Origin of the sequence: Lactiplantibacillus dongliensis (assembly GCF_005405105.1) — a bacterium.
Lineage (GTDB): Bacteria > Bacillota > Bacilli > Lactobacillales > Lactobacillaceae > Lactiplantibacillus > Lactiplantibacillus dongliensis.
In genome coordinates this window covers 1-20,453 of sequence record NZ_BJDK01000007.1, presented here as the reverse complement: position 1 = coordinate 20,453, position 20,453 = coordinate 1, and the positions used below count along the sequence as shown (strand labels likewise).

Sequence of the window (20,453 nt, the reverse complement as noted above, 5' to 3'; positions counted from 1 at the left end):
CCGGCATAAGTTGCAGTTTAGTGACTAATCGACGGTCCGACTGACTCAATTCTAAAGTTTCTATGAAAATAACGAAAAGGTTTCACTTCAAACTAGACAAGTGGTATCCAAGTTGTATAATGTACCTGTAAGCGTTAACAAATGATTTTGGAGGCGTTATTTATGGTTAAAAGTAAAGCAATTATGATTGGTGCGGGGCTCTCGAACATGGCCTCAGCAGTTTATTTAATTCAAGATGGCCATTGGGATGGTAAGGATATTACCTTCTATGGGGTTGATATGCATGGTGCCAATGATGGTGGGGTCACAACTGATTTCACTAATGAATATTGGAACAAGAATCATCCCATGGAAAACACGACCGGTTACGTCGCACGGGGTGGCCGGATGCTTAACTATCGGACCTATGTGGACTTAATGGAATTGCTCGACCGGATTCCATCGATCACCGAACCTGGGATGACCGCCGCAGAAGATACGCGTGACTTTGACGCCAAGCATCGGACCTTTGATAAAGCTCGTTTGTTACAAGGTGGCAAAGGGATTATCAATGCTGGTAAACTAGGCTTCAATAACAAAGACCGAGCGTTGTTAACCAAACTCATTATGATGCCAGATAAAGACGAAGAAAAGCTCGACAACGTAACAATTGCCGAATACTTTGCCGATGATCCGCATATGTTCCAGACCAACTTCTGGTACATGTGGGAAACGACCTTCGCTTTCCGGACCCAAAGTTCGGCGCAAGAATTACGGCGTTACATGCATCAAATGATTTATGAATTTACCCAAATTGAACATTTGGTTGGGGTCAACCGGACCCGTTACAACCAATTTGAAAGTATGATTGAACCATTGATCAAGTACTTGCAAGGTCAAAATGTCACCTTCATCGATAACAAGATTGTCGAAGATTGGGAATTCAAAGACACCGCGATGCAAGATGAGATTACGGTGACAGGTTTGAAAGTTAAAGATGTCGCTTCGGGCGATGTTGAAACGGTACCCGTTGACGATGATACCGCCGTTATCTTTACCAACGGCTCGATTACTGATTCGGCCACGATGGGTGATTACAACACGCCCGCACCAGAAAGCATGGAATACGGGATTAGTGCCGCCCTTTGGAAGAAAGCCACGGAACGGTTCTATAATTTAGGGACGCCGGACAAATTCTTCAACGACCGGAATGCCAGTGAATGGGTCAGCTTCACGTTGACGACTAAGGATCATTTGTTCTTAAACGAAATCGTGCGGATTACGACTCAAGAACCTGGGAATGCGTTGAACTCCTTCTTATCAACCACGCCAATCACGCCGTTGAATCAAAAGGATATCAACATGTCGATCGTGGTTCATCATCAACCACACTTTACCACTCAAAATCCGAATGAAACCGTCCTTTGGGGCTACTTCCTCTATCCACGGCGCAAAGGCGAGTTCGTTCACAAGCCTTACATTGAGATGACGGGTAAAGAAATGGCCCAAGAATTGATCGGGCAATTATCCAAGGTTGATCCTGGTCCTGGTAACATTAAGGATAAGGAAAAAGAAATCATGGATAGTATCATCAATAATATCCCAGTTTACATGCCATATGCCTCAGCCCTCTTCAATAACCGGGCCAAGACTGATCGGCCAGAAGTCTTACCAAAGCACTCGACCAACTTGGCCTTCACTGGTGAATTTGCGGAACAACCTTATCAGATGATCTTCACGGAACAAAGTGCGGTTCGTTCTGGTGAGATTGCCGCATATCACTTTGCCGGGGTTCCGATGGATAACTTAGTCAAGACACCACGTTATGACAAAGATCCAAAGACCTTGCTCAAAGCTACTAAGAAAATGTTTGATTAAGCAATAAGCACGACAAGAACAGCGACTCCGTTTAAACGGAGCCGCTGTTCTTGTCGTGCCTAAGTTAAGTTATTGGCTAGCTTATTTAGCCGCTTTTAAGTTGGTAGCTAAGGTCCAGCCAGCGTCCTTTAATAAAACATATTCATGGGCAGTGGCTTTAGTGGAAGTCTTAGCATAGATTGACTTAGTTGCGTCATATTTCTTACCGCTGGTTAACGTGCCGGCCTTCGTTAAAGTCGCGGTCTTGCCGTCTTTAGCGAAGACTGCTTTGGCAAATTCACCTTTTTTGGTCGCGGTGTAAGCCTTCTTGATGGTCTTAGCCTTTTTGGTTAAGGTCAACTTAGTGGCTTTAGCCTTAGCGGGTGTTTTAGAACCAAGTGCACCTTTAGTCATTTCAGAAGCCTTGACCCAGCCGGCAAATTCACCTTTATCGTTCTTGAGGTGTAGGTATTTAACTTCCTTAGCACCTTTCTTGTTGGACAATAATTCGATGGTCTTGCTGGTGGTGTAAGTCTTCTTCGTCGACAACTTCGTCTTAGACTTGGAGACCTTGGCAGTGGCACGGTCAGCGGCAAATTCGATCTTATACTTATCGCCCGCCTTCTTAGCGTGGTAAGCCGTCTTCTTGATGCTGGTGGCTTTCTTTAACGTATAAGTGGTGGTCGTAGCGGGCGTCGCTTTCTTGACCGTCGCGGCGTTGGCGATTAACGTAGTTGCGGGTGCCAATGGTGCGGCAGCTAATGGTAAAGCTAAAGCAGCAGTTGCAATTAAGGCATTAATCTTTTTCATATTGAAAATCCCCCTTAAATAACTTAACCTTTTTCGATGGAACACCGATAGTTTAGCACCTTGATTTTATAAGAGCAATCTTTATCACACAAAAAATCATTATTTTTATGGTTAGGGATGTTCGCTTAATTAACGCTAGTTTGCGTGCTGATAAGGTTGACAAAAAGGTTAGTAGTTGAATTGTTGGTATCTCATCATTACCATATTTATACTGTAACGAGATTGTCATAAAATCTAGTATGGTTGAGATTAGTCGTCTCCGTTGACCAGCAGATTCGCGGTGGGGCAGCCCTGCAGCCAAAGGGTGGTTTGCAGGGCACCTTTAAGCCGAAAATCACGTCTTAAAAGCTGGCCCAGCCACTAATCTGGGCAAAAGTACCCGGCTAAGTGGCTCGACACAGCGAACTTGCTGGTCACTACGACTAAGACTGCTTGTTCAATGGGGATAGCTAATTAAATAATTATGCTTGATGCTGGGTATTTACGCTCACGTTATCCATTATCCAAATGCCTAAGATTGTGTGCCAACGCCGCAAGCTTGGTCTTCAAAGTTGTTCTTAGTCTAAGTCTGAGAAGATCGCTCATATTGATGCCCAACAACACGGCTGAATATTTTAGAAACTAAAACAACTGGTAGAAGAAAACTTTCATTTGCAGATGCCCGGTAATTAACGCCGGGCGGTCCAGAATTGGCTCAGTGGTGTCGTTTATCTTAGTCGGTGGGTTGCCGACTTAGATAAAACGCGGCCACCACGTTCCAGCCGATTCTGGACCAACTAGAGTGCAAGTTATATCTATCTAACACGAAGCGGAAAGCTCATCCGACCTAGCTGACCGTAACTTGTGCTATGCTATTTAAGTTAGTTTCAAATGAGAGGACTGAAAGCGCATGCCAGCCATGACAACTTTAATTACGCCGGCCGAAAACCGTTTCTTTCTATTAAGTGAACAAGCGCGCCGGCACACGACTTTACAACAAATTAGTGGGTTATTGCGCGACCATGTGACGGTTAAAGCCGATAGTGACTTCTTACCCATCACGGTACGCAATTTAATTATGCATGACCATGCCGATTGGTTGACGGCTTGTAGTCAAGAATGGCAGCTGTTAGCCAGTTTGCCATATGTGGTAACGGCGAGCGATGATCGCAAAGCATGGCATCATTGCGAATTGTGCCATAAACCGGTGCGGTATGAATATCATGTTCAAAATAAACGCAATCATCAAGAATTAATCGTGGGTTCCGAATGTGTCAAGAAATTTATGAATGCGGAAACCCGTTATTTAATGGTGATTACGACCGAAGATAACTTTTATGCGGCGGCCCAATATCAGACATTGACGGCCCAAGTACCCGTTGTGCCAACGATTATGTTTAAGCAGCCACTGTTACCGCAATTGCCAAGCGACATTCGACCGCAAGTGCATCAAGTGCGAACCGATACGAGTACCACAGTGACAACTTATTTACGGCGAAAAACAGCTGAATTACCTTTATTAGCATTAAAACCAACGTTGCGGACCTATGACCAATTGGTTGTCCAAGAAAAGCAAGCCATTGCTGATCGGGTCGCAGCGACTAAAAAGCAGCATCAATTAGCCCAACAGCAAGCCCAACAATCTGCGCAACAAGCCGCTGTAAAAGCCGAAACCGATTTACGGCAGAGCCAACCCTATCAACATTATTTGAAACGATTAGCAGCAATTATTGTTGAACGCCCGGCCCGAAACACGGCTAAAGGTCAGTTCAGTAAACTGAACATGACACCACCCTTAAAGACGCTGTTGAATAGTTATCAATTCGGGTTAATGGTGACGGAATATGCCCAAACTGGCCGGATTCAAGTCCGACGATTAGCAATGCTGAATCGTGACTTTGTGGCCGATTTAGACCAAGTAACGCGCACATTAGATCAGCAACAAACAACGCGTTTCTATGATGATGTCTTCAATAGTTGCTGGGGCTGGACGTATCATCAAGCGACGGCCCAATTAGCTGATTGGCAACGACTTTTAGCCACGCGTTGGGGTGCTAAATTAAGCTTAGCCTGGTTTGAACAGTTGGCTAGATTGACTTCGGCTATAACGATTAAGGCTGCTTTGGGCGATGCTGCCACACCATTGAAAACCGCTTTAACTAAACGATTAGCTGAACAGCCGCAGTTAACGCCGATTCCACGAACTCGGCTTAGTAAAGCCGAACTGCGGGAATTTTGTCAGCGTGAATTAGCTGCGAGTGACAGTTCAACGGTATTTAAGCAGACCTTTGACCGTTACTATCAATTAGCACCCGCTCGCCAAGCCCTATATCACGAAACTTTAGGCTATTATTACGTGGCCCAACACAGTAGTGGTGACCATCAAGCTGCATTGCAACGGCTACAATGGTTATTAAAGCATTAAGTGTTGATATTTAGTGAGGGCCGGATTTTGATTACCGGCATGCCAGAATTCAACTAAGTGATAGGTCTGGTTATTCCCTTGTACGGGCACAAAGTTAATTTGCCGATTGGGGTTGAGCAACGGATCATTGATGTCAGCTGGATAAAAAGCCACAGCTTGATCAAGGGCGACGAGAAGTTCCATCTGTTCAACACTAGTGACCCGTTGTAACTGGTGGGGATCGAGTTCGGGATTTCGCGTTTCAAAGCTCCGTTGTAAAAAGGCGGAGTTCTCAGCACTATAATAGAGCACTTTCGTATCCGCTAAGTCACGAGGCAGCACGCTGTCTTGTTGGCTTAGCGGATTTTGTTTACTGATACCGAGGACCATTTCACGTTCTAGGACTGTTTTTGATTGAACTTGACTATTTGGTAAAAATGGTTCTTGGCCGTAGACAATCGTAAAGGCGAGGTCCAAGTCGCCATTCAGAATGCTTTGGCTGAGGTGTTCAATACTTTCTTCACGGAAAATCAAATTGATGGCCGGATGGGCTTGCTTAAACGTCTGAAAGCGAGCTTGCATCACGTGACTTTCAAAGATTGAAAAGTAACCGACACTTAAGACTTCCTGTGTGTTGCCACTGAGAGTTTGGATTTCACGTAAGGCTTCGCTAAAGCGGTTCGTCATTTCTTGGCTAGCGGTATAGAAGAAGTGACCGGCCGGGGTGAGGCTGATTCGATTCGCCTGACGCTTAAAAAGCGCGACACCTAGATCCATTTCAAGCGTGCCGATTTTTTTAGAAACGGCCCGTTGCGAGATTAAGTGGCGTTCCGCAACCTTTTTAAAGCTCCCGAGTTCAACGACTTCGAGAAATAATTGGATGAGTTCAATGTTCATGGTTTGGCCTCCTGAGCTAGGCGAACTAAATCTTTCGCCTCTAGAATTATTTTACCGCTTTCATTTCTAAATAACAGCGTTACAATGATTTTGAGAATAAATTCACAAATCAATCACACAAGTTAGTTGAACCAAGATGGGAGTTTTGACCTTGATGAAAGTTATCGGTCTGGTCGGGACCAACGCAAGCGTGTCCTACAACCGGAAGTTATTGCAATTTATGCAGCGCCACTTTAAAGATGAAGTTGAGATTGAAGTGGCAGAAATTAAGGATTTACCTTTATTCAATGAAGATGCTGTCAGCAATCCGCCAGCCAGCGTCCAAGCGTTAAACGATGCGGTGAAGGCCGCTGATGGGGTCATCTTAGCGACACCGGAATATGACCATGCAATTCCAGCCGCTTTGAAGAGTGTCATTGAATGGCTATCATGTATCGACCATCCATTTCGAAATAAAGCCATTATGATCGTTGGGGCTTCATTAGGCGCCCAAGGAACGTCGCGCGCTCAAGTTCAATTACGCGAAACTTTAGATGCACCTGGTATCGGCGGTTATGTCTTGCCAGGTAACGAGTTCCTGTTGAGTCATGCGACGCAGGCTTTTGACGATCAAGGTTGGCTCAAAGATACGAAGACGGTGGCCTTCTTAGAAGAATGTGTTGCCCACTTTATCGATTATGCCAAAATGATTGAAGCCAAGTTTGCCCCACAAGCGGTTAATAATCGTTCCAATCTTAAGTGGAGCGCTAGTTACGATGTTATCGTGCTAGGATTCGGGGCTGCTGGGGCTTCGGCAGCGCGTTTTGCGGCCGATAATCATGCCAAAACGTTATTAGTCGATGCCGCGCCAAATGGTCATGAAGGCGGGAATGTCCGCTATGCCGGCCAAGTGGTGGCAACTGGGACGGATTATGATCAATTGTTGGCCTATTATCAAGCGATGTTCGGTTCAATCGACATTGACGAAGACCTCCTAGCTACTTATGTACACGGGATGGTCAATATGCGGGACTACTTTAAGACTTATTTAGATGTTAAAGATCCCGTTAGCTATAACGATACGTACAAATATGGACCAAAGACGGGGCCATCAGATGCTTTGGCCCCAGAATATCCTGAATTTCCAGGAGCAAAAGCATTCGATCTGACCTTAGTTCATGAAGGTTTCTTTGATGCTGCTTTATGGAAGAACTTACGGCAACATGTCTTAGATCGGGCTGATAACATTGATGTTTGGCTGGATTCTCCAGCGGAACAGTTGATTCAAGATCCTGAGACCAAAGCTATTTTAGGGGTCCAAATCAAGCGGAATGGCGTTAGCGTCAATATCCGGGCCCGTAATGGGGTTGTGATGACCATGGGTGGTTTTGAAACAAACCAGAAATATATTCAAGATTACCTCGGCGCCCCACATTTGGCCCCAATTGGGAGCTTGTATAATCGCGGTGACGGGATTCGGATGGCTGAAGCTGTGGGTGCCGACATGTGGCACATGCACAGTTATGAAGGGTTAGGGTTCTTAGCTGGCATGACCTTTGCGCCGAAGCCAGGTGAACGTGGTAAGTTGATCTTAGCGCCATGGCCAGATCTCTATACCGGGTCAATCTTTGTGGCGGGGGACGATGGGAGTCGTTACTTCCGCGAAGACGAACCAAATCGGCATGGTCGTTTGTATGACCATGGGACTTGGCGGATTCCAACTGCTCAAGATCATGCTTACTTAATCTTTGATCAAGCGCAACTTGACCAATTTAAGCAAGCCGATAATTTGCCAGATACGACTTTCTTAGACAACTTAGTTAAAGCCGATACGTTGGCTAACTTGGCCGCAGCGACGGACTTAGATCCAGCTGTCTTGGAAAAGACGGTTACCGATTTTAATAGCTTTGCCCAAAACGGTGAAGACTTCAGTCAGCATCGGGATGCCAAAACGATGCGGGCCTTTGGTAACGGGCCATTCTATGCGGCTCGTTTGGAAGCTGGCATGTTGAATACCCAAGGTGGGCCGCGGCGCAATGCCCAAGCTGAAATCTTGGATGTCAACGAACAACCGATTCCACATTTATACGGCGCCGGGGAACTCGGTGGCGCCAATGCTAATCAATATGCCGGTGGTAGCAACTTAGCCGAATGCTTAATCTTCGGTAAGATTGCCGGTGAAAACGCGGCTAAGCAGACGCCAATCGCTTCAACGGTACCTGTCGAAGGGCCAACGGAGACAGATGTTCAACTTGGCGGCAATGATATTGCACAAGCCGATGCTTTAAGCGAGATCGAGCTAGGCACAAACCAATATCTGGGTGTTAGTGAAGCCGGTATCGGTGGCGAAGTTGTGGTTCGGATCACTTATGCGGACAACACCTTGCAAAAAGTCGATATCGTACGACAAAGTGAAAGTGAAGATGTTGGTCAAGCGGCCGTCGAACAATTACCAGATAAGATGGTGGCGGCTAATACCTACGATGTTGACAGTATCTCTGGTGCGTCAACGTCAAGTCGGGCAATCAAGAGCGCGGTCAAGAATGCGTTGGCGAAAGTCCCAGTCGAAAACTAAACTGAATCGATTAATTTAAAAAAAGATCAGTGCAAATTTTGCACTGATCTTTTTTGCGTACTGGGGCCGGTAGCCCTAATGTTGTCAACGGTTTCACGAATGGCTATTAAAGTAGTTGATAGTCGCTTTATTTTTCTAGGCATGCCTAAAAAACATTTCCATTTAAGAATATTTATTGTACAATGACAACTGTTCAATTAATTCAAATAGAATAAAGGGGGAGTTTTACTTGAACAAAGAAAATGCAAGCAGTGGCCAGAAGCATAAGCTAATTCAGTATGCGAATGGCCCATCACTAGAAGAGATCAATGGCTCAATTGAGGTGCCTAAGAACCTTAACTTTTGGAAGACCTTATTCGCTTACTCAGGGCCAGGTGCGTTAGTTGCGGTTGGCTATATGGATCCCGGGAACTGGTCAACGTCAATTACTGGTGGGCAAAATTACCAGTATATGTTAATGTCTGTCATCTTGATCTCAAGTTTGATTGCGATGTTGCTTCAATATATGGCAGCTAAACTTGGCATCGTGAGTCAGATGGATTTGGCGCAAGCGATTCGGGCCAGAACCAGTAAGTCGTTAGGAATTGTGTTATGGATTTTAACTGAATTTGCTATTATGGCGACCGATATTGCGGAAGTTATTGGGGCAGCCATTGCGTTATATCTATTATTCGGTATTCCGCTAGTCATTGCGGTGTTTATTACCGTCTTTGACGTCTTAGTATTGCTATTATTAACCAAGATTGGGTTTCGAAAGATCGAAGCCATTGTGGTTTGTTTGATTTTAGTTATTTTGTTTGTTTTCGTCTATCAAGTGGCCCTTTCTAATCCAGATTGGGGCGGTGTTATTAAAGGGTTAGTCCCAACTGCCGCCACGTTCTCAACATCTAGAAGTGTTGCTGGGATGACGCCATTATCTGGTTCGCTAGGGATTATCGGGGCGACCGTTATGCCACATAACTTGTATCTGCATTCGGCCATCTCACAAACGCGGAAGATTGATCACAGCGATGAAAAAGATGTGGCACGGACGGTTAAGTTTGCTGCTTGGGATTCAAACATTCAATTGACCTTTGCGTTTGTGGTTAATGCGTTGCTCTTAATTATGGGTGTCGCGGTCTTCAAGAGTGGTGCGGTTAAAGATCCATCATTCTTCGGCTTGTATGAAGCCTTGTCAAATACGTCGATGTTAAGTAACGGGATTTTGATTGGGGTCGCTAAGTCAGGATTACTGTCAGCGCTCTTCGCGATTGCGTTGTTAGCTTCTGGTCAAAACTCCACGATTACCGGGACCTTAACTGGTCAAGTTATCATGGAAGGTTTCGTCCACATGCGGATGCCACTATGGTTGCGGCGGTTAGTCACCCGGTTGATCTCAGTGATTCCAGTGCTAATTTGTGTCATGTTAACGAGTGGTAAGAGCGCGATTGATGAACATACCGCACTGAACAATCTGATGAATAACTCGCAAGTCTTCTTAGCCTTTGCTTTACCATTCTCGATGCTGCCATTATTGATGATGACCGATAGCAAAGTTGAAATGGGAAATCGGTTTAAGAATTCATTGGTCATTAAGGTGTTAGGTTGGTTATCCGTTATTGGATTAACGGTCTTGAACATGATTGGGTTACCAGATGCGGTCTTGGGATTCTTTGGGGCTAACCCAACGGCTGGTGAACAAACGTTGTCCACGATTATTGCATACGTTTTAGTTGCTGCAATTTTAGCTTTATTAGTCTGGACCGTTTATGATTTACGTCGTGGTAATCGGCGTTATGCAGCGCAACAGGCTGCTTTAGCCAAGGATGGTGAATAAGATGAGCACAACGTTTAAACGAATTTTAGTGGGGGTCGATGATTCGGCCGATGCTTTACTAGCTTTCGAATATGCGATTCAACAAGCTGTTCAAACCGATGCTGAGTTGATTATCGTGTCGATTTTGGAAAATGATGATATGAATGTGTATCAGGCCTTGAATAAAGATTACGTCCATGGTGAACGTGATGAGCTTGAAACCCACTTGCTGAAGTATCAAAAGCAAGCCCAAGATGCCGGTGCCAAGCGAGTACGGACGTTGATCGCTGAAGGCGAACCGGGCGAAACGATTGTTAAAGATGTGATTCCACATCTCCAACCAGATTTATTGATTATTGGATCAATCGCCAAAAAAGGTTTAGCGCGTCATTTCGGGAGTCAAGCCGCTTATATGGCTAAATATTCACCAGTTTCAGTGTTGGTGATTCGTTAAAAATACAATTAAGCACGCAATCAGGATCAGCTGGTTGCGTGCTTTTGTTGTATCATGTTAGTTGTTTTTTTGCCACTCTGGTTGGGTCAGAATCGGCTGGAACGTGGTGGCCGCGTTCGGAAGCCGAAGGGCGGTCTTCCGAGCCGGGCTTTATCTAAGTCGGAAAATCACCGACCAAGATAAACGACACCACTGAGCCAATTCTGACCCGCCCGGCGTTAAGTAGCGACAGTTTGGAGATAGAGTCGTTAATACCAAGATAAGCCTATATTTAAAAGGTCATTACAGAAATTTTTAGGCCTAAATTAAGGCTGGTAACACGGTTGTAACGGTGTTAACGAGAGTTGTCATGACTTCGGATCGATTTTGGCGTGGATAGGAAATTCCCATATCTAAAGAAAGCTGTTCAATTGGAATGGGAAAGACTTGTAAACGTTGTGGCTGTTGACGTTGCAACTGGCGTGCATCAATTAAGCCGGTTATCGTACAGCCAAGCTGAGCCAGACTTAATTGTAAAGCCACACGTGAATCTGGCGCTTCAATTCGATTAATGACCGTGATGCCATTATCTTGAAAGAAATGGTCGACCATTTCTTGAAAACGTGAAGGGTCACTTAAGCGAATGAAATTTTGATTTGTTAGTACGGCAAGTGGATTAGCAGGATCAACATGAATGGAATAACTGCTAGGGACGACTAAAGCTAAAGTGACGCGACCGATAGTATGAAAACTTAAACGGTCATCATGGATTGCTTTACCTATAAAAGCATCAATCTTGCCAGCGGGAAGCAATTGTTCAGCGTCACTGGTCGTCATTTCCATTAAGCTGGTGTGTAGTTGTGGAAACTTGGTATACAGTGTTGGTAGAATGGCCGGTAGCCAAGTTGCAGCTAAAGGCTGATTGATTGCCAAAGATAACGAGCCATAAGCATGGTTGGTTAATTGGTGTAGCTCTTGTTTTAAAGAGCGCTGGAGTTGATGTTCAGCTTGGAGGTAAGTCAGTACACGTTTACCAGCGTATGTTAAGGTCAGTGGCTGGTGTTGCCGATTGAGTAGGGCCACTTGCAAGTCGTGTTCAGCACGACTAATGGTTTGACTAATGTAAGGCTGAGTAATAAATAGACTTTGTGCAGCCTTAGTCATATTACCAGTTGTTTCAATGGCAGCTAAAAAGTCAGCTAATCGTTGTTCCATATTTGAGACCTCCAATAACTAGATTAATCACAACAACTTAAATTCTATAACAGTTTTGTTATCATCATACGCCTTGAGAGTAATTTTACAATCAAAGAAAGCGATTGCATAATAAGGTTGTTTATTGAAGTTGTGATAACTGACACAAATAAAGTAAGGAGCTCGGTAATATGATAGCGAATAATCAACTTAATTGGGATGCGACTTATGATACGGTAGTTTTAGGCTTTGGTGGTGCAGGTGCTACAGCTGCACGTTTTGCGGCCGATGCCGGCGCGAAGGTCTTGTTGACTGATGCCGCACCTAATGGCCATGAAGGTGGGAATACTCGGTATTCAGCACAGTTAATAGGTACGGGCGACAACTTTAAAGATTTAAAAACATATTATCAAAAATTAACGGCACCGATGGATTTAGATGATGAGATGGTCAACACTTATGTTGATGGTATGGTCAACATGCGCCAGTACGTCCGTCAATACCTAGATGTTGAACCATTTAGCTTCAAAAATGATTTCGATACTAGCTCAACAGATATCAATATTAAAGACGCGATTTTTGAATATCCAGAATATGATGGCGTACAGTCTTATGATTTCACCACGGTTCATGCGGGAATGTTTGATGCGGCATTATGGAAAATTTTACGACAAAAGGTATTGGATCGTGCTGATAAAATTGATGTTTGGTTACAGTCACCGGCAAAACATCTTATTCAGGATCTAGCGACAAAGACAGTGATTGGGATCCAAATTGAACGTAACGGTCAGCTAGTTAATATTAAAGCACGTAACGGCATAGTCATGGCCATGGGTGGTTTTGAAAATAATCGGTCACAAGTCCAAGATTATTTAGGTGCCGATCATTTGGCACCACTTGGAACCTTATATAACCAAGGTGATGGCATTCGGATGGGTGAAGAAGTTGGCGCTGATATGTGGCATATGCAAAATTATGAAGCGTTAGGGATGTTACATGGGATGGCTTTTAAGGTGCCAGCTGGTGAGCGCGCTCGGTTGATTGTTGGCGCGTGGCCAGATTTGTATCAGGGGAGTATTGTTACAGTTGGTGATGATGGTAGCCGCTACTTTAAAGAAGACGAGCCTAATCGTCATGGCCATATTTATGACCATGGTACTTGGCGGGTGCCCCGGACAAATGTTCATCCATACTTAGTATTTGACCAAGCACAATTAACGAAATTCCAAAATGATGCGAAGTTACCATATGCTGACTTCTTAAAGACGTTGTTAAAAGGGAATAGCTTGGTAGCATTAGCAAAACAGATGGATGTAGACCCAACTATTTTGACGCAAACAATTAATGATTTCAATCACTTTGCTATGGAAGGACACGATTATGCATATGGTCGTGATCCAGAAACAATGCAGGCATTTGGCAATGGACCGTTCTATGCGGCACCGTTAACCCATGATGTTTTAAACACGCAAGGTGGACCACGGCGGAATGCCAAAGCCGAAATTCTGGATAGTAGTCGCAAGCCGATTCCTCATTTGTATGGAGCTGGTGAATTAGGCGGTATTTGTGCGAACCAATATCAGGGTGGTGGTAACTTAGCCGAATGCTTGATTTTTGGGAAGATTGCTGGTGAAAATGCGGCTAAGGCTAAGGAAAGCCAGCCTGAAACAACTGATGCCACATCTGGGGCCAGTGCTAAATCAGCTGCACTGGGTGGTAATGACCTTTTAGCAACTGATGATGACATTAAAGTTGGTCCTAATCAGTATCTTGGTACCAGTGATAATGGGATTGGCGGTCAAGTCGTTGTCCGTATCACATACGCTGACGAGACATTAAAACAGGTTGAAGTTGTTCGTCAAAGTGAAAGCGAAGACGTTGGCCAAGTTGCGATTGAGCAATTACCCGCTAAGATGGTGGCAGCTAACAGTTATGATGTCGATGTGATTTCGGGTGCATCAACGTCCAGTCGTGCTGTTAAGAGTGCCGTTAAAAATGCATTGGAAAAGGCCAAACTGCCAGTAAAAGATTAGTCAGATTTGATTGATCTTGATAAACTCAAAATAGACGCTATTATCGGGAGTAAAGAATACAACCGATAATAACGTCTGTTTTTGTGACCGGTATCAGTTTTGAAAAATTATCTACTTGTTTCAAAGTAAATGATGGCGTCTTTTGGCTACCTTTAGAGTAATGGCGATTGCTACCATAGTGATTAAGGCAACCATTATGAGGCCGATATTCCAAATCAAGTAAGGTTCTAGGTGATTTCCAAGAACGTTAACCAAAATGGGATAGATTTGCTGGCAGATCAGGAGCCCTGATATCATACTGTTAAAAAGATGATAGATGATTTTTCGGCTGTTAGAAAGATCATGCATAAATTGAGTGCCACTTAGAAAAAGGTTAATGGCAGTTATTCCAATAGTTAGCTTTGGCAAAGATGCGTTAGGAATAATTATTTGGATGTAGATCACGATACAAGAAGAAATAACTATCAATCTTTGATTTAACCGGAGTTTGGGGGATCCATAATTATTGATGGTATAGACAGCATTAGTGAACTTGAGATTGCCCAGCTTTAACTTTTTCATAAAATACAACCACTCCTTTAAATTTATTGGATTAATACGCTTGGTGCTAGTTGAAATTGCCGCCTGCCGGTTGGATTCTAAAATGCTGGAATGCCATGGGTCATTTTGAAACCAAATAACGATCTTCAAAACTGACCTTGGTCTAAGTCCGAGAAAAAATACTCGTACTAAGGCCAACGACACGGCTGAGCATTTTATAAGCCAACCTCTTGGCTAAATAATTAAACTGAAGATAGTCAATCGTTAATTTTTTAAAACCCGTTAGTTAACGTCGGGTGGCCCAGAATTGGCTCAGTGGTGTCGTTTATCTTAGTCGGTGATTTTCCGCCTTAGATAAAGCCCGGCTTGCGAGACCGATCTTTGGCTCGCAAACGCGGCCACCACGTTCCAGCCGATTCTGTGCCAACCAGAGTGGCAATTTAAGCCAACTAACACCAAGCGTGATTAATATAAATCAGATGTATGAAAAAAAGCTAGCTATGATGCAAGTAAGGTCGTTTTGCAAAGAAGATGTGTATTCAACAACGCTAAATATTAGCGCAGGGTGGGCTGGATGATGCTCAGTGGTGTCGTTTGACTTAGGTCGGGTGAGTTTCCCGGCCTTAGTCAAAGCTCGGCTTGTGAGACCGCCCCTTGGCTCACAAACGCGGCCACCACGTTCCAGCATCAAATCCAGCCCACCCGGAGCGGCAATCACCGACTACTATTCCCTAAACAAAAAAACGGCGCCGCTACACAATCTAATGTGCAGCGGCGCCGTTAGTCAATCTATGTGTGACAATGTTTCACGTGGAACAACGTGTTAAGCGTCGCCTAATAGCTTTTCAGCAGCTTTTAAGACGTTTTCCCCGTTCATCATGCCATAATCAGACATGTTGATGATGTCCATTGGAATCCCGGCAGCGTCGGTCTTCTTTTTAACATCGTTAGCCATATAGCGAATCTGTGGTCCGAGTAACAAGACATCGGGCTTTTCATCGGAAGCTAATTGGTGGTCAATATCAGATGAAGCAGTGGCGAAGATCTTGTAATCAACGCCGTCCGCTTTAGCAGCGGCTTCCATCTTTGAGACTAAGAGGGAGGTTGACATCCCCGCTGAGCAGGCTAACATAATGATTTTTTCAGCCATAATCAATTCATCCTTTCAAACTAATGCGATTAAGCTTTTTCAGTAGCGGCGTTACCGGCAGCAGCTTCTGCAGCAGCCTTAGCGTCTTCTTGACCCTTCAAGATCTTGTCGTACTTCTTAGCGAATGGGAAGTAGATGGCTGTTGACATAACCAAGGTAATAGTCTGCCAGATGCACATCTTCCAGCCGCCAATCAGGAACCCAGAAATGATTGCTGGTGTCGTCCAAGGAGCGGCAACCCCGTTCAGTGGTGGGACAATCCCGAAGTAGATAACCAAGTAAGTTGACAAAGCAACGAGCACTGGTGTTAAGAAGAATGGAATTGCCAAGAATGGGTTCATAACTAATGGCAAACCAAACAGGAATGGTTCGTTAATGTTGAATAGAGCTGGAACCAATTCGATCTTCCCAATGGTCTTCATTTGAACTGAATGAGCAGCGAAGACCGTAAAGATAACCAAACCAATGGTAATCCCAGAACCAGTTAAGTTAATAAAGTTGTTGTAGAATTCGTTAGTAACAATGTGTGCACCGTTAGCAACAGTCAATTTGCCGGCTTTATATAAAGCGGCGTTATCAGCTGTGTTAGGAATCAAGAGACCACTGGTAATGGCACCCATGATTAACCCACCATGAACCCCGAAGAACCAGAAGAATGGGACTAAGAACGCAATAACTAAGGCCCCACCTAAGGAATCAGATAACCCTTGGAGTGGTGTTTGTAATAATTTATAGATTAATTGCAATAAATCAGTCTTACCGAAGAAATCAATGGCGGCGTAAATGAACATTGAAACGGTAATGATCACACCGGCAGGAATCATCGCTGTAAATTGACCAGCAACACTAGCTGGGACTTGTTCTGGTAAGGTAATCTTCCAACCAGCACGAATCATAGCGGAGTAAGCCCAACCAACTAAAATCCCGATAATGATAGCGGCAACCATCCCTTGACCACCAAGCCAAGTTAAGTTGATTACGCCACTAACAGGAGTGGTTAAGAAGCCTTGTAAAGCCTTTGGTAATTTGTCGATGTTGCTTGAAACGGCTGTTCCAGACATCACAACGTTACCAGCGGCATTGGTGATCCCAGTGCCAGCTTTACCCATCGCACCAGCTAATGGGCTGGCGATGGATAATGTTTGTAATAGAAGGAAAGTTGCTAATGATGTTAACCCGGCAGGCAACGCTTCATAACCTTCGTTACGGACATACACATACGCAATCCCAACGGCCGCCCAAACTGACATAATCGCGAAAGTTGCGGTGTAAGCTTGGTTAAAGAAGGCCGACCAACCAGACGCTTTTAAGACTGCGGCGACGGCTGGTATTGGAATATTTGATAAAATTAAGAATACGGACCCAATAATGATAAATGGTAACGCGTAAACCATCCCGTCTTGTAAGGCTTTAACTGGTTTCGTGTTAACGAACTTCATTACTGGTGGCAAAATCTTGTTGTTAATGAAATTACTAAAAGCACTATTACTACTGCTATTTTCCATTACAATTCATCTCCATTTTTTGCTAAAACTGACTTTAGCCAGTAATAAGACTTCTTTGGTACTCGTTTTAAATCTTTCAAATCATGATTACTGCGATTGACATAGACGACCCCGTACCGTTTTTCGATGTCGGCGTGTGAACTCGGAATATCGATGAGCCCCCAGCCCAAGTAACCAAGAACTTTAGCGCCATCTAAAAACATTGCGTCCTTCATCGCTTGGATGTGTTCTTTATGATACTTGATGCGCAAGTCATCTTCGATCATATCGTGACCATCCCAATGTTCTTCGATCCCAATCCCGTTTTCAATCGGGAAGACCGGTACATTGTAGCGATTGTACAAATCAGTAATCATATTGCGAAAGCCCAGTGGATCAATGGTCCAGCCCCACTGGTTAGCTGGTAGAAAACGGTTACTTTCCATGCCATAGTCTAAGTAACGATTTGGTGCGGTTCCCGCTGGTACCTTGTCGGCGTTGATCGTCGTCGTGCGATAATAGCTGAAAGCTAAGAAGTCAGCGTGCATGCCCGCTAAGATGTCATTGTCACCTGGTTGCAAGTCATAATCGATTTGGTGGTTCTTAATATAGGTTAAGACTTCGTTGGCGTAATGACCGTGGACAAACGCATCGTTCAAATTGTTATTTAAAAATTGATCTAATTGCCGAGCAGCGAACACGTCTTCTGGCTTGGAAGTAGCGGGGTAGACCGGCGTATAAGCAATCATGCCTCCAAATTGCACATCATCATAGTGACTGTGGGTAAACGTTTCCAATTGGGCGTGTGCCAACATCGTATGATGGAAGATTGTGTAGAGATCATTTAGAGACTTGTCGCCATGTTCGTAACCTGAAATGTTGAAAACTTCATTTGTAAAGTACAAATTATGTTCGTTGAACGTGATCCAATACTTGACCCGATCAGCGAAGTGTTCAATCATCTTTTTCCCGAAACGGACAAACGCATCCACCGTATGCCGGGACATGAATCCGTTTTCTTTTTGGGCTAACGCTAAGGGCATGTCGAAGTGATACAAGCAAATCATCGGCGTAATCCCGCGCTTGAGCATCCCATCAACTAAGCGGTCATAAAAAGCAATCCCGGCTTCATTAAAGTCACCATCACCATCGGGAACCACTCGTGACCAAGAAATCTGAATTCGATACATGTTCATATGCATGTCCTGCATCAAATCCAAGTCTTCGTCATAACGGTGATATTCGTCAATGGCGTCATGCCAATCCGCAGTGTGCTCAGTGGCCGGGCGCACATCATATACTGATAGCCCTTTACCATCAATGTTCCAGGCCCCCTCCGTTTGCATACTTGAAACGGAGTTGCCCCAGAAGAAATCTTTGGGCATTCTACGTGAAAGTTCCATATTTTCCTCCAATCTAAGCTTGTTTTTCAGGAAGCGCTTTCCTTTAACAATTTTTAGTATAGCCTCAAATGGCATTAAAAACAATCCTTTTAATTGAATTTGTATAGTCTTTTAAAAATGACCGCTGGTAAACCGCGTTATGACGGCATTTGTAAAAACAGGAAATCACAAAAAAATTAGTACCAACCGGATTGGTTGGTACTAATTCAAGCGGTCAATCATAGTGGTGCTAGTTGTTTTTGACTTAAAATGATTGCGCTTACGTTTTATTGATTGAGACTTATTTGTGAACCTTGTGGGCCATATAGTAAGCGCCCCATTCAGCCAATTGGCCTTTTGAAATGGCTTTAGCATAGCCAGATTCCAAAAGCTTTTCGAAAACTTCAGTAAATTGCTTCGTGGTTTCGTGCGCTAAGATTTGGGCCTCTTCTTGATTGGTTACTTTTGAAAAATCAACATCGATTTCAGGCTTAAAGCCGGCTAATGCTTTAATGGCCGCTGAATAGATGACGGCTTCTTGATCGAGTTTTAATGAATGGACTTCCATAGACTTTCACCTCATTGAATTAGATTGGGCAGTATCTTCATTATAACGATTTAGATGATGGAGGGGGAAACAATCGGTTTTAAAAGGTTGAAATGGTTTATTCTGCCACTCTGGTTGGGCCAGAATCGGCTGGAACGTGGTGGCCACGTTTTCGAGCCACAGAGCGGTCTCGAAAGCCGGGCTTTATCTAAGTCGCAAAACCACGACTAAGATAAACGACACCACTGAGCCAATTCTGGCCCGCCCGGCGTTAACTAACGGGTAGTTATGGATTAATATTAATCCACGAATTTAGTCGAGAAGTTGGTTCTTAAAATGTCGGCCAAAGCATGCCAGTATTTTAGAAAATAACCGGCGGGCAATCAGTCTAGCTAACACCGATTCTGGTCCAACCAGAGTGGCAAGACAAACGAACAGTCATTAGAAAAAGTATATACAAATATTGTCAATTGTTAACGAAATGGGGTAAACTGTTTGACAAGAAGTTATTGAAGAAAGAATGTGAATTTAATTGGCTTATAAATACGAAACGATCGCGGATAGTTTGCGGTCGGACATCAAAGCGGGCAAGTATGCGCCCGGGGAATTGATGCCGGATCAAAATAAATTAGCGAAGACGTTTAACACGACGCGGATTACGATTCATAAGGCCATTCAATTATTAATTATTGAAGGGATGGTTTATTCAAAGCGAGGGGCCGGGACCTTTGTGCGCAAAGACTTTGGGTTGACCGACCATCGCCAAGAAACCCGGGTTGATCGCCCAATTGGGACGACGCGGACGAACGCTGGCAAGAAGGTCACGAGTAAGGTCTTAGAATTACAGGCCCGCTTACCAACGACTCGTGAAGCGGAACAGTTGATGATCGATGAGATGGATCCCGTCTACGTCATTCGGCGAGTTCGTTATGTGGAAGGCCAGGTTTGGGCCTATGAACATACGATTATGCCAACCAGTATTGTCACATTGACCAAGAGCGTCTTGATGGGTTCAGTCTATGGTTACTTAGAAAATGAATGTGGCTTATCGATTGCCGGGTCTCATCGGATTGTCTCGGCGGGTAAAGCCACACAAGATGATGTTGACGGCATGGGTGCCAAGTTAGGCGATCCCGTCCTCATTATTAATCAAGTCAGTTATACCGACGATGGTCAGCCGTTTGAAGTGTCAGAATCCCACTTCCCGTACGCAACGAGTACCGTGGTAGCGGATATTCAGGTTCATTAGGGTGCTAGTTGGTTTAAATTGCCACTCTGGTTGGGCCAGAATCGGCTGGAACGTGGTGGCCGCGTTTTCGAGCCACAGAGCGGTCTCGAAAGCCGGGGGTTATCTAAGTCGGAAAATCACCGACCAAGATAAACGACACCACTGAGCCAATTCTGGCCCGCCCGGC

At 44.4% G+C, this 20,453-nt stretch carries 14 protein-coding genes; 7 read left to right on the top strand and 7 right to left on the bottom strand.

The features are described 5' to 3' along the window. Window positions 1-162 precede the first annotated feature (162 nt). Window positions 163-1,857, top strand: coding sequence for an oleate hydratase (locus FFM80_RS03515; RefSeq protein WP_137639531.1), 1,695 nt, complete (start codon window positions 163-165; stop codon window positions 1,855-1,857). 81 nt (window positions 1,858-1,938) lie between these two features. Here the strand turns inward: FFM80_RS03515 and FFM80_RS03510 are convergent, their stop codons facing one another. Beyond that, window positions 1,939-2,646 carry a hypothetical protein gene (locus FFM80_RS03510; protein WP_137639530.1) on the bottom strand — a complete coding sequence of 236 codons (708 nt, stop codon included), beginning with the start codon at window positions 2,644-2,646 and terminating at the stop codon, window positions 1,939-1,941. Between the two features lie 889 nt (window positions 2,647-3,535). On the opposite strand from FFM80_RS03510, the gene FFM80_RS03505 reads away from it, so the two are divergent. Beyond that, window positions 3,536-5,050, top strand: a complete 1,515-nt coding sequence (locus FFM80_RS03505; protein ID WP_137639529.1) for a hypothetical protein — start codon at window positions 3,536-3,538, stop codon at window positions 5,048-5,050. On the opposite strand, the gene FFM80_RS03500 is transcribed toward FFM80_RS03505, so the two are convergent. Then, window positions 5,039-5,926: a LysR family transcriptional regulator gene (locus FFM80_RS03500; RefSeq protein WP_137639528.1), complete on the bottom strand. Its 888-nt coding sequence runs from the start codon at window positions 5,924-5,926 to the stop codon at window positions 5,039-5,041. The genes FFM80_RS03505 and FFM80_RS03500 overlap by 12 nt on opposite strands. Window positions 5,927-6,080: 154 nt before the next feature. On the opposite strand from FFM80_RS03500, the gene FFM80_RS03495 reads away from it, so the two are divergent. The 3 genes from FFM80_RS03495 to FFM80_RS03485 all read left to right on the top strand — a co-directional run bounded on the left by FFM80_RS03495 (window position 6,081) and on the right by FFM80_RS03485 (window position 10,729). Next, window positions 6,081-8,480, top strand: a complete 2,400-nt coding sequence (locus FFM80_RS03495) for an NAD(P)H-dependent oxidoreductase (protein WP_137634515.1) — start codon at window positions 6,081-6,083, stop codon at window positions 8,478-8,480. 229 nt (window positions 8,481-8,709) lie between these two features. Beyond that, window positions 8,710-10,296 carry an Nramp family divalent metal transporter gene (locus FFM80_RS03490; RefSeq protein WP_137639527.1) on the top strand — a complete coding sequence of 529 codons (1,587 nt, stop codon included), beginning with the start codon at window positions 8,710-8,712 and terminating at the stop codon, window positions 10,294-10,296. Window position 10,297: 1 nt separating this feature from the next. Then, window positions 10,298-10,729, top strand: coding sequence for a universal stress protein (locus FFM80_RS03485; protein WP_137639526.1), 432 nt, complete (start codon window positions 10,298-10,300; stop codon window positions 10,727-10,729). Between the two features lie 300 nt (window positions 10,730-11,029). Here the strand turns inward: FFM80_RS03485 and FFM80_RS03480 are convergent, their stop codons facing one another. Continuing rightward, a complete protein-coding gene (locus FFM80_RS03480; protein WP_137639525.1) occupies window positions 11,030-11,923 on the bottom strand; it encodes a LysR family transcriptional regulator in 894 nt (297 codons plus the stop codon). A 170-nt stretch (window positions 11,924-12,093) separates the two neighbouring features. On the opposite strand from FFM80_RS03480, the gene FFM80_RS03475 reads away from it, so the two are divergent. Beyond that, window positions 12,094-13,935, top strand: a complete 1,842-nt coding sequence (locus tag FFM80_RS03475) for an FAD-binding protein (RefSeq protein WP_137639524.1) — start codon at window positions 12,094-12,096, stop codon at window positions 13,933-13,935. A 1,363-nt stretch (window positions 13,936-15,298) separates the two neighbouring features. On the opposite strand, the gene FFM80_RS03470 is transcribed toward FFM80_RS03475, so the two are convergent. From FFM80_RS03470 to FFM80_RS03455, 4 genes are all read right to left on the bottom strand, one after another. Next, the gene (locus FFM80_RS03470; RefSeq protein WP_137634511.1) at window positions 15,299-15,625 is read right to left on the bottom strand and encodes a PTS sugar transporter subunit IIB; all 327 of its coding nucleotides are present in this window, start codon (window positions 15,623-15,625) and stop codon (window positions 15,299-15,301) included. A gap of 29 nt (window positions 15,626-15,654) precedes the next feature. Then, a complete protein-coding gene (locus FFM80_RS03465) occupies window positions 15,655-17,130 on the bottom strand; it encodes a PTS sugar transporter subunit IIC (RefSeq protein ID WP_137639523.1) in 1,476 nt (491 codons plus the stop codon). Further along, on the bottom strand, window positions 17,130-18,512 hold the full coding sequence (locus FFM80_RS03460) for a glycoside hydrolase family 1 protein (protein WP_137639522.1): 1,383 nt from the start codon (window positions 18,510-18,512) through the stop codon (window positions 17,130-17,132). Before FFM80_RS03460 ends, FFM80_RS03465 begins: the two co-directional genes overlap by 1 nt. A 280-nt stretch (window positions 18,513-18,792) precedes the next feature. Continuing rightward, complete coding sequence (locus FFM80_RS03455) at window positions 18,793-19,059, bottom strand: hypothetical protein (RefSeq protein ID WP_137634508.1); 267 nt, start codon at window positions 19,057-19,059, stop codon at window positions 18,793-18,795. A gap of 511 nt (window positions 19,060-19,570) precedes the next feature. On the opposite strand from FFM80_RS03455, the gene FFM80_RS03450 reads away from it, so the two are divergent. After that, window positions 19,571-20,287: a GntR family transcriptional regulator gene (locus tag FFM80_RS03450; RefSeq protein WP_137634507.1), complete on the top strand. Its 717-nt coding sequence runs from the start codon at window positions 19,571-19,573 to the stop codon at window positions 20,285-20,287. The last annotated feature ends 166 nt before the right edge of the window (window positions 20,288-20,453 follow it).

Coding starts and splice junctions, on each gene's coding strand:
- FFM80_RS03515 (WP_137639531.1), top strand. CDS start 163: ATGGTTAAAAGTAAAGCAATTATGATTGGTGCGGGGCTCTCGAACATG.
- FFM80_RS03510 (WP_137639530.1), bottom strand. CDS start 2,646: ATGAAAAAGATTAATGCCTTAATTGCAACTGCTGCTTTAGCTTTACCA.
- FFM80_RS03505 (WP_137639529.1), top strand. CDS start 3,536: ATGCCAGCCATGACAACTTTAATTACGCCGGCCGAAAACCGTTTCTTT.
- FFM80_RS03500 (WP_137639528.1), bottom strand. CDS start 5,926: ATGAACATTGAACTCATCCAATTATTTCTCGAAGTCGTTGAACTCGGG.
- FFM80_RS03495 (WP_137634515.1), top strand. CDS start 6,081: ATGAAAGTTATCGGTCTGGTCGGGACCAACGCAAGCGTGTCCTACAAC.
- FFM80_RS03485 (WP_137639526.1), top strand. CDS start 10,298: ATGAGCACAACGTTTAAACGAATTTTAGTGGGGGTCGATGATTCGGCC.
- FFM80_RS03480 (WP_137639525.1), bottom strand. CDS start 11,923: ATGGAACAACGATTAGCTGACTTTTTAGCTGCCATTGAAACAACTGGT.
- FFM80_RS03475 (WP_137639524.1), top strand. CDS start 12,094: ATGATAGCGAATAATCAACTTAATTGGGATGCGACTTATGATACGGTA.
- FFM80_RS03470 (WP_137634511.1), bottom strand. CDS start 15,625: ATGGCTGAAAAAATCATTATGTTAGCCTGCTCAGCGGGGATGTCAACC.
- FFM80_RS03465 (WP_137639523.1), bottom strand. CDS start 17,130: ATGGAAAATAGCAGTAGTAATAGTGCTTTTAGTAATTTCATTAACAAC.
- FFM80_RS03460 (WP_137639522.1), bottom strand. CDS start 18,512: ATGGAACTTTCACGTAGAATGCCCAAAGATTTCTTCTGGGGCAACTCC.
- FFM80_RS03455 (WP_137634508.1), bottom strand. CDS start 19,059: ATGGAAGTCCATTCATTAAAACTCGATCAAGAAGCCGTCATCTATTCA.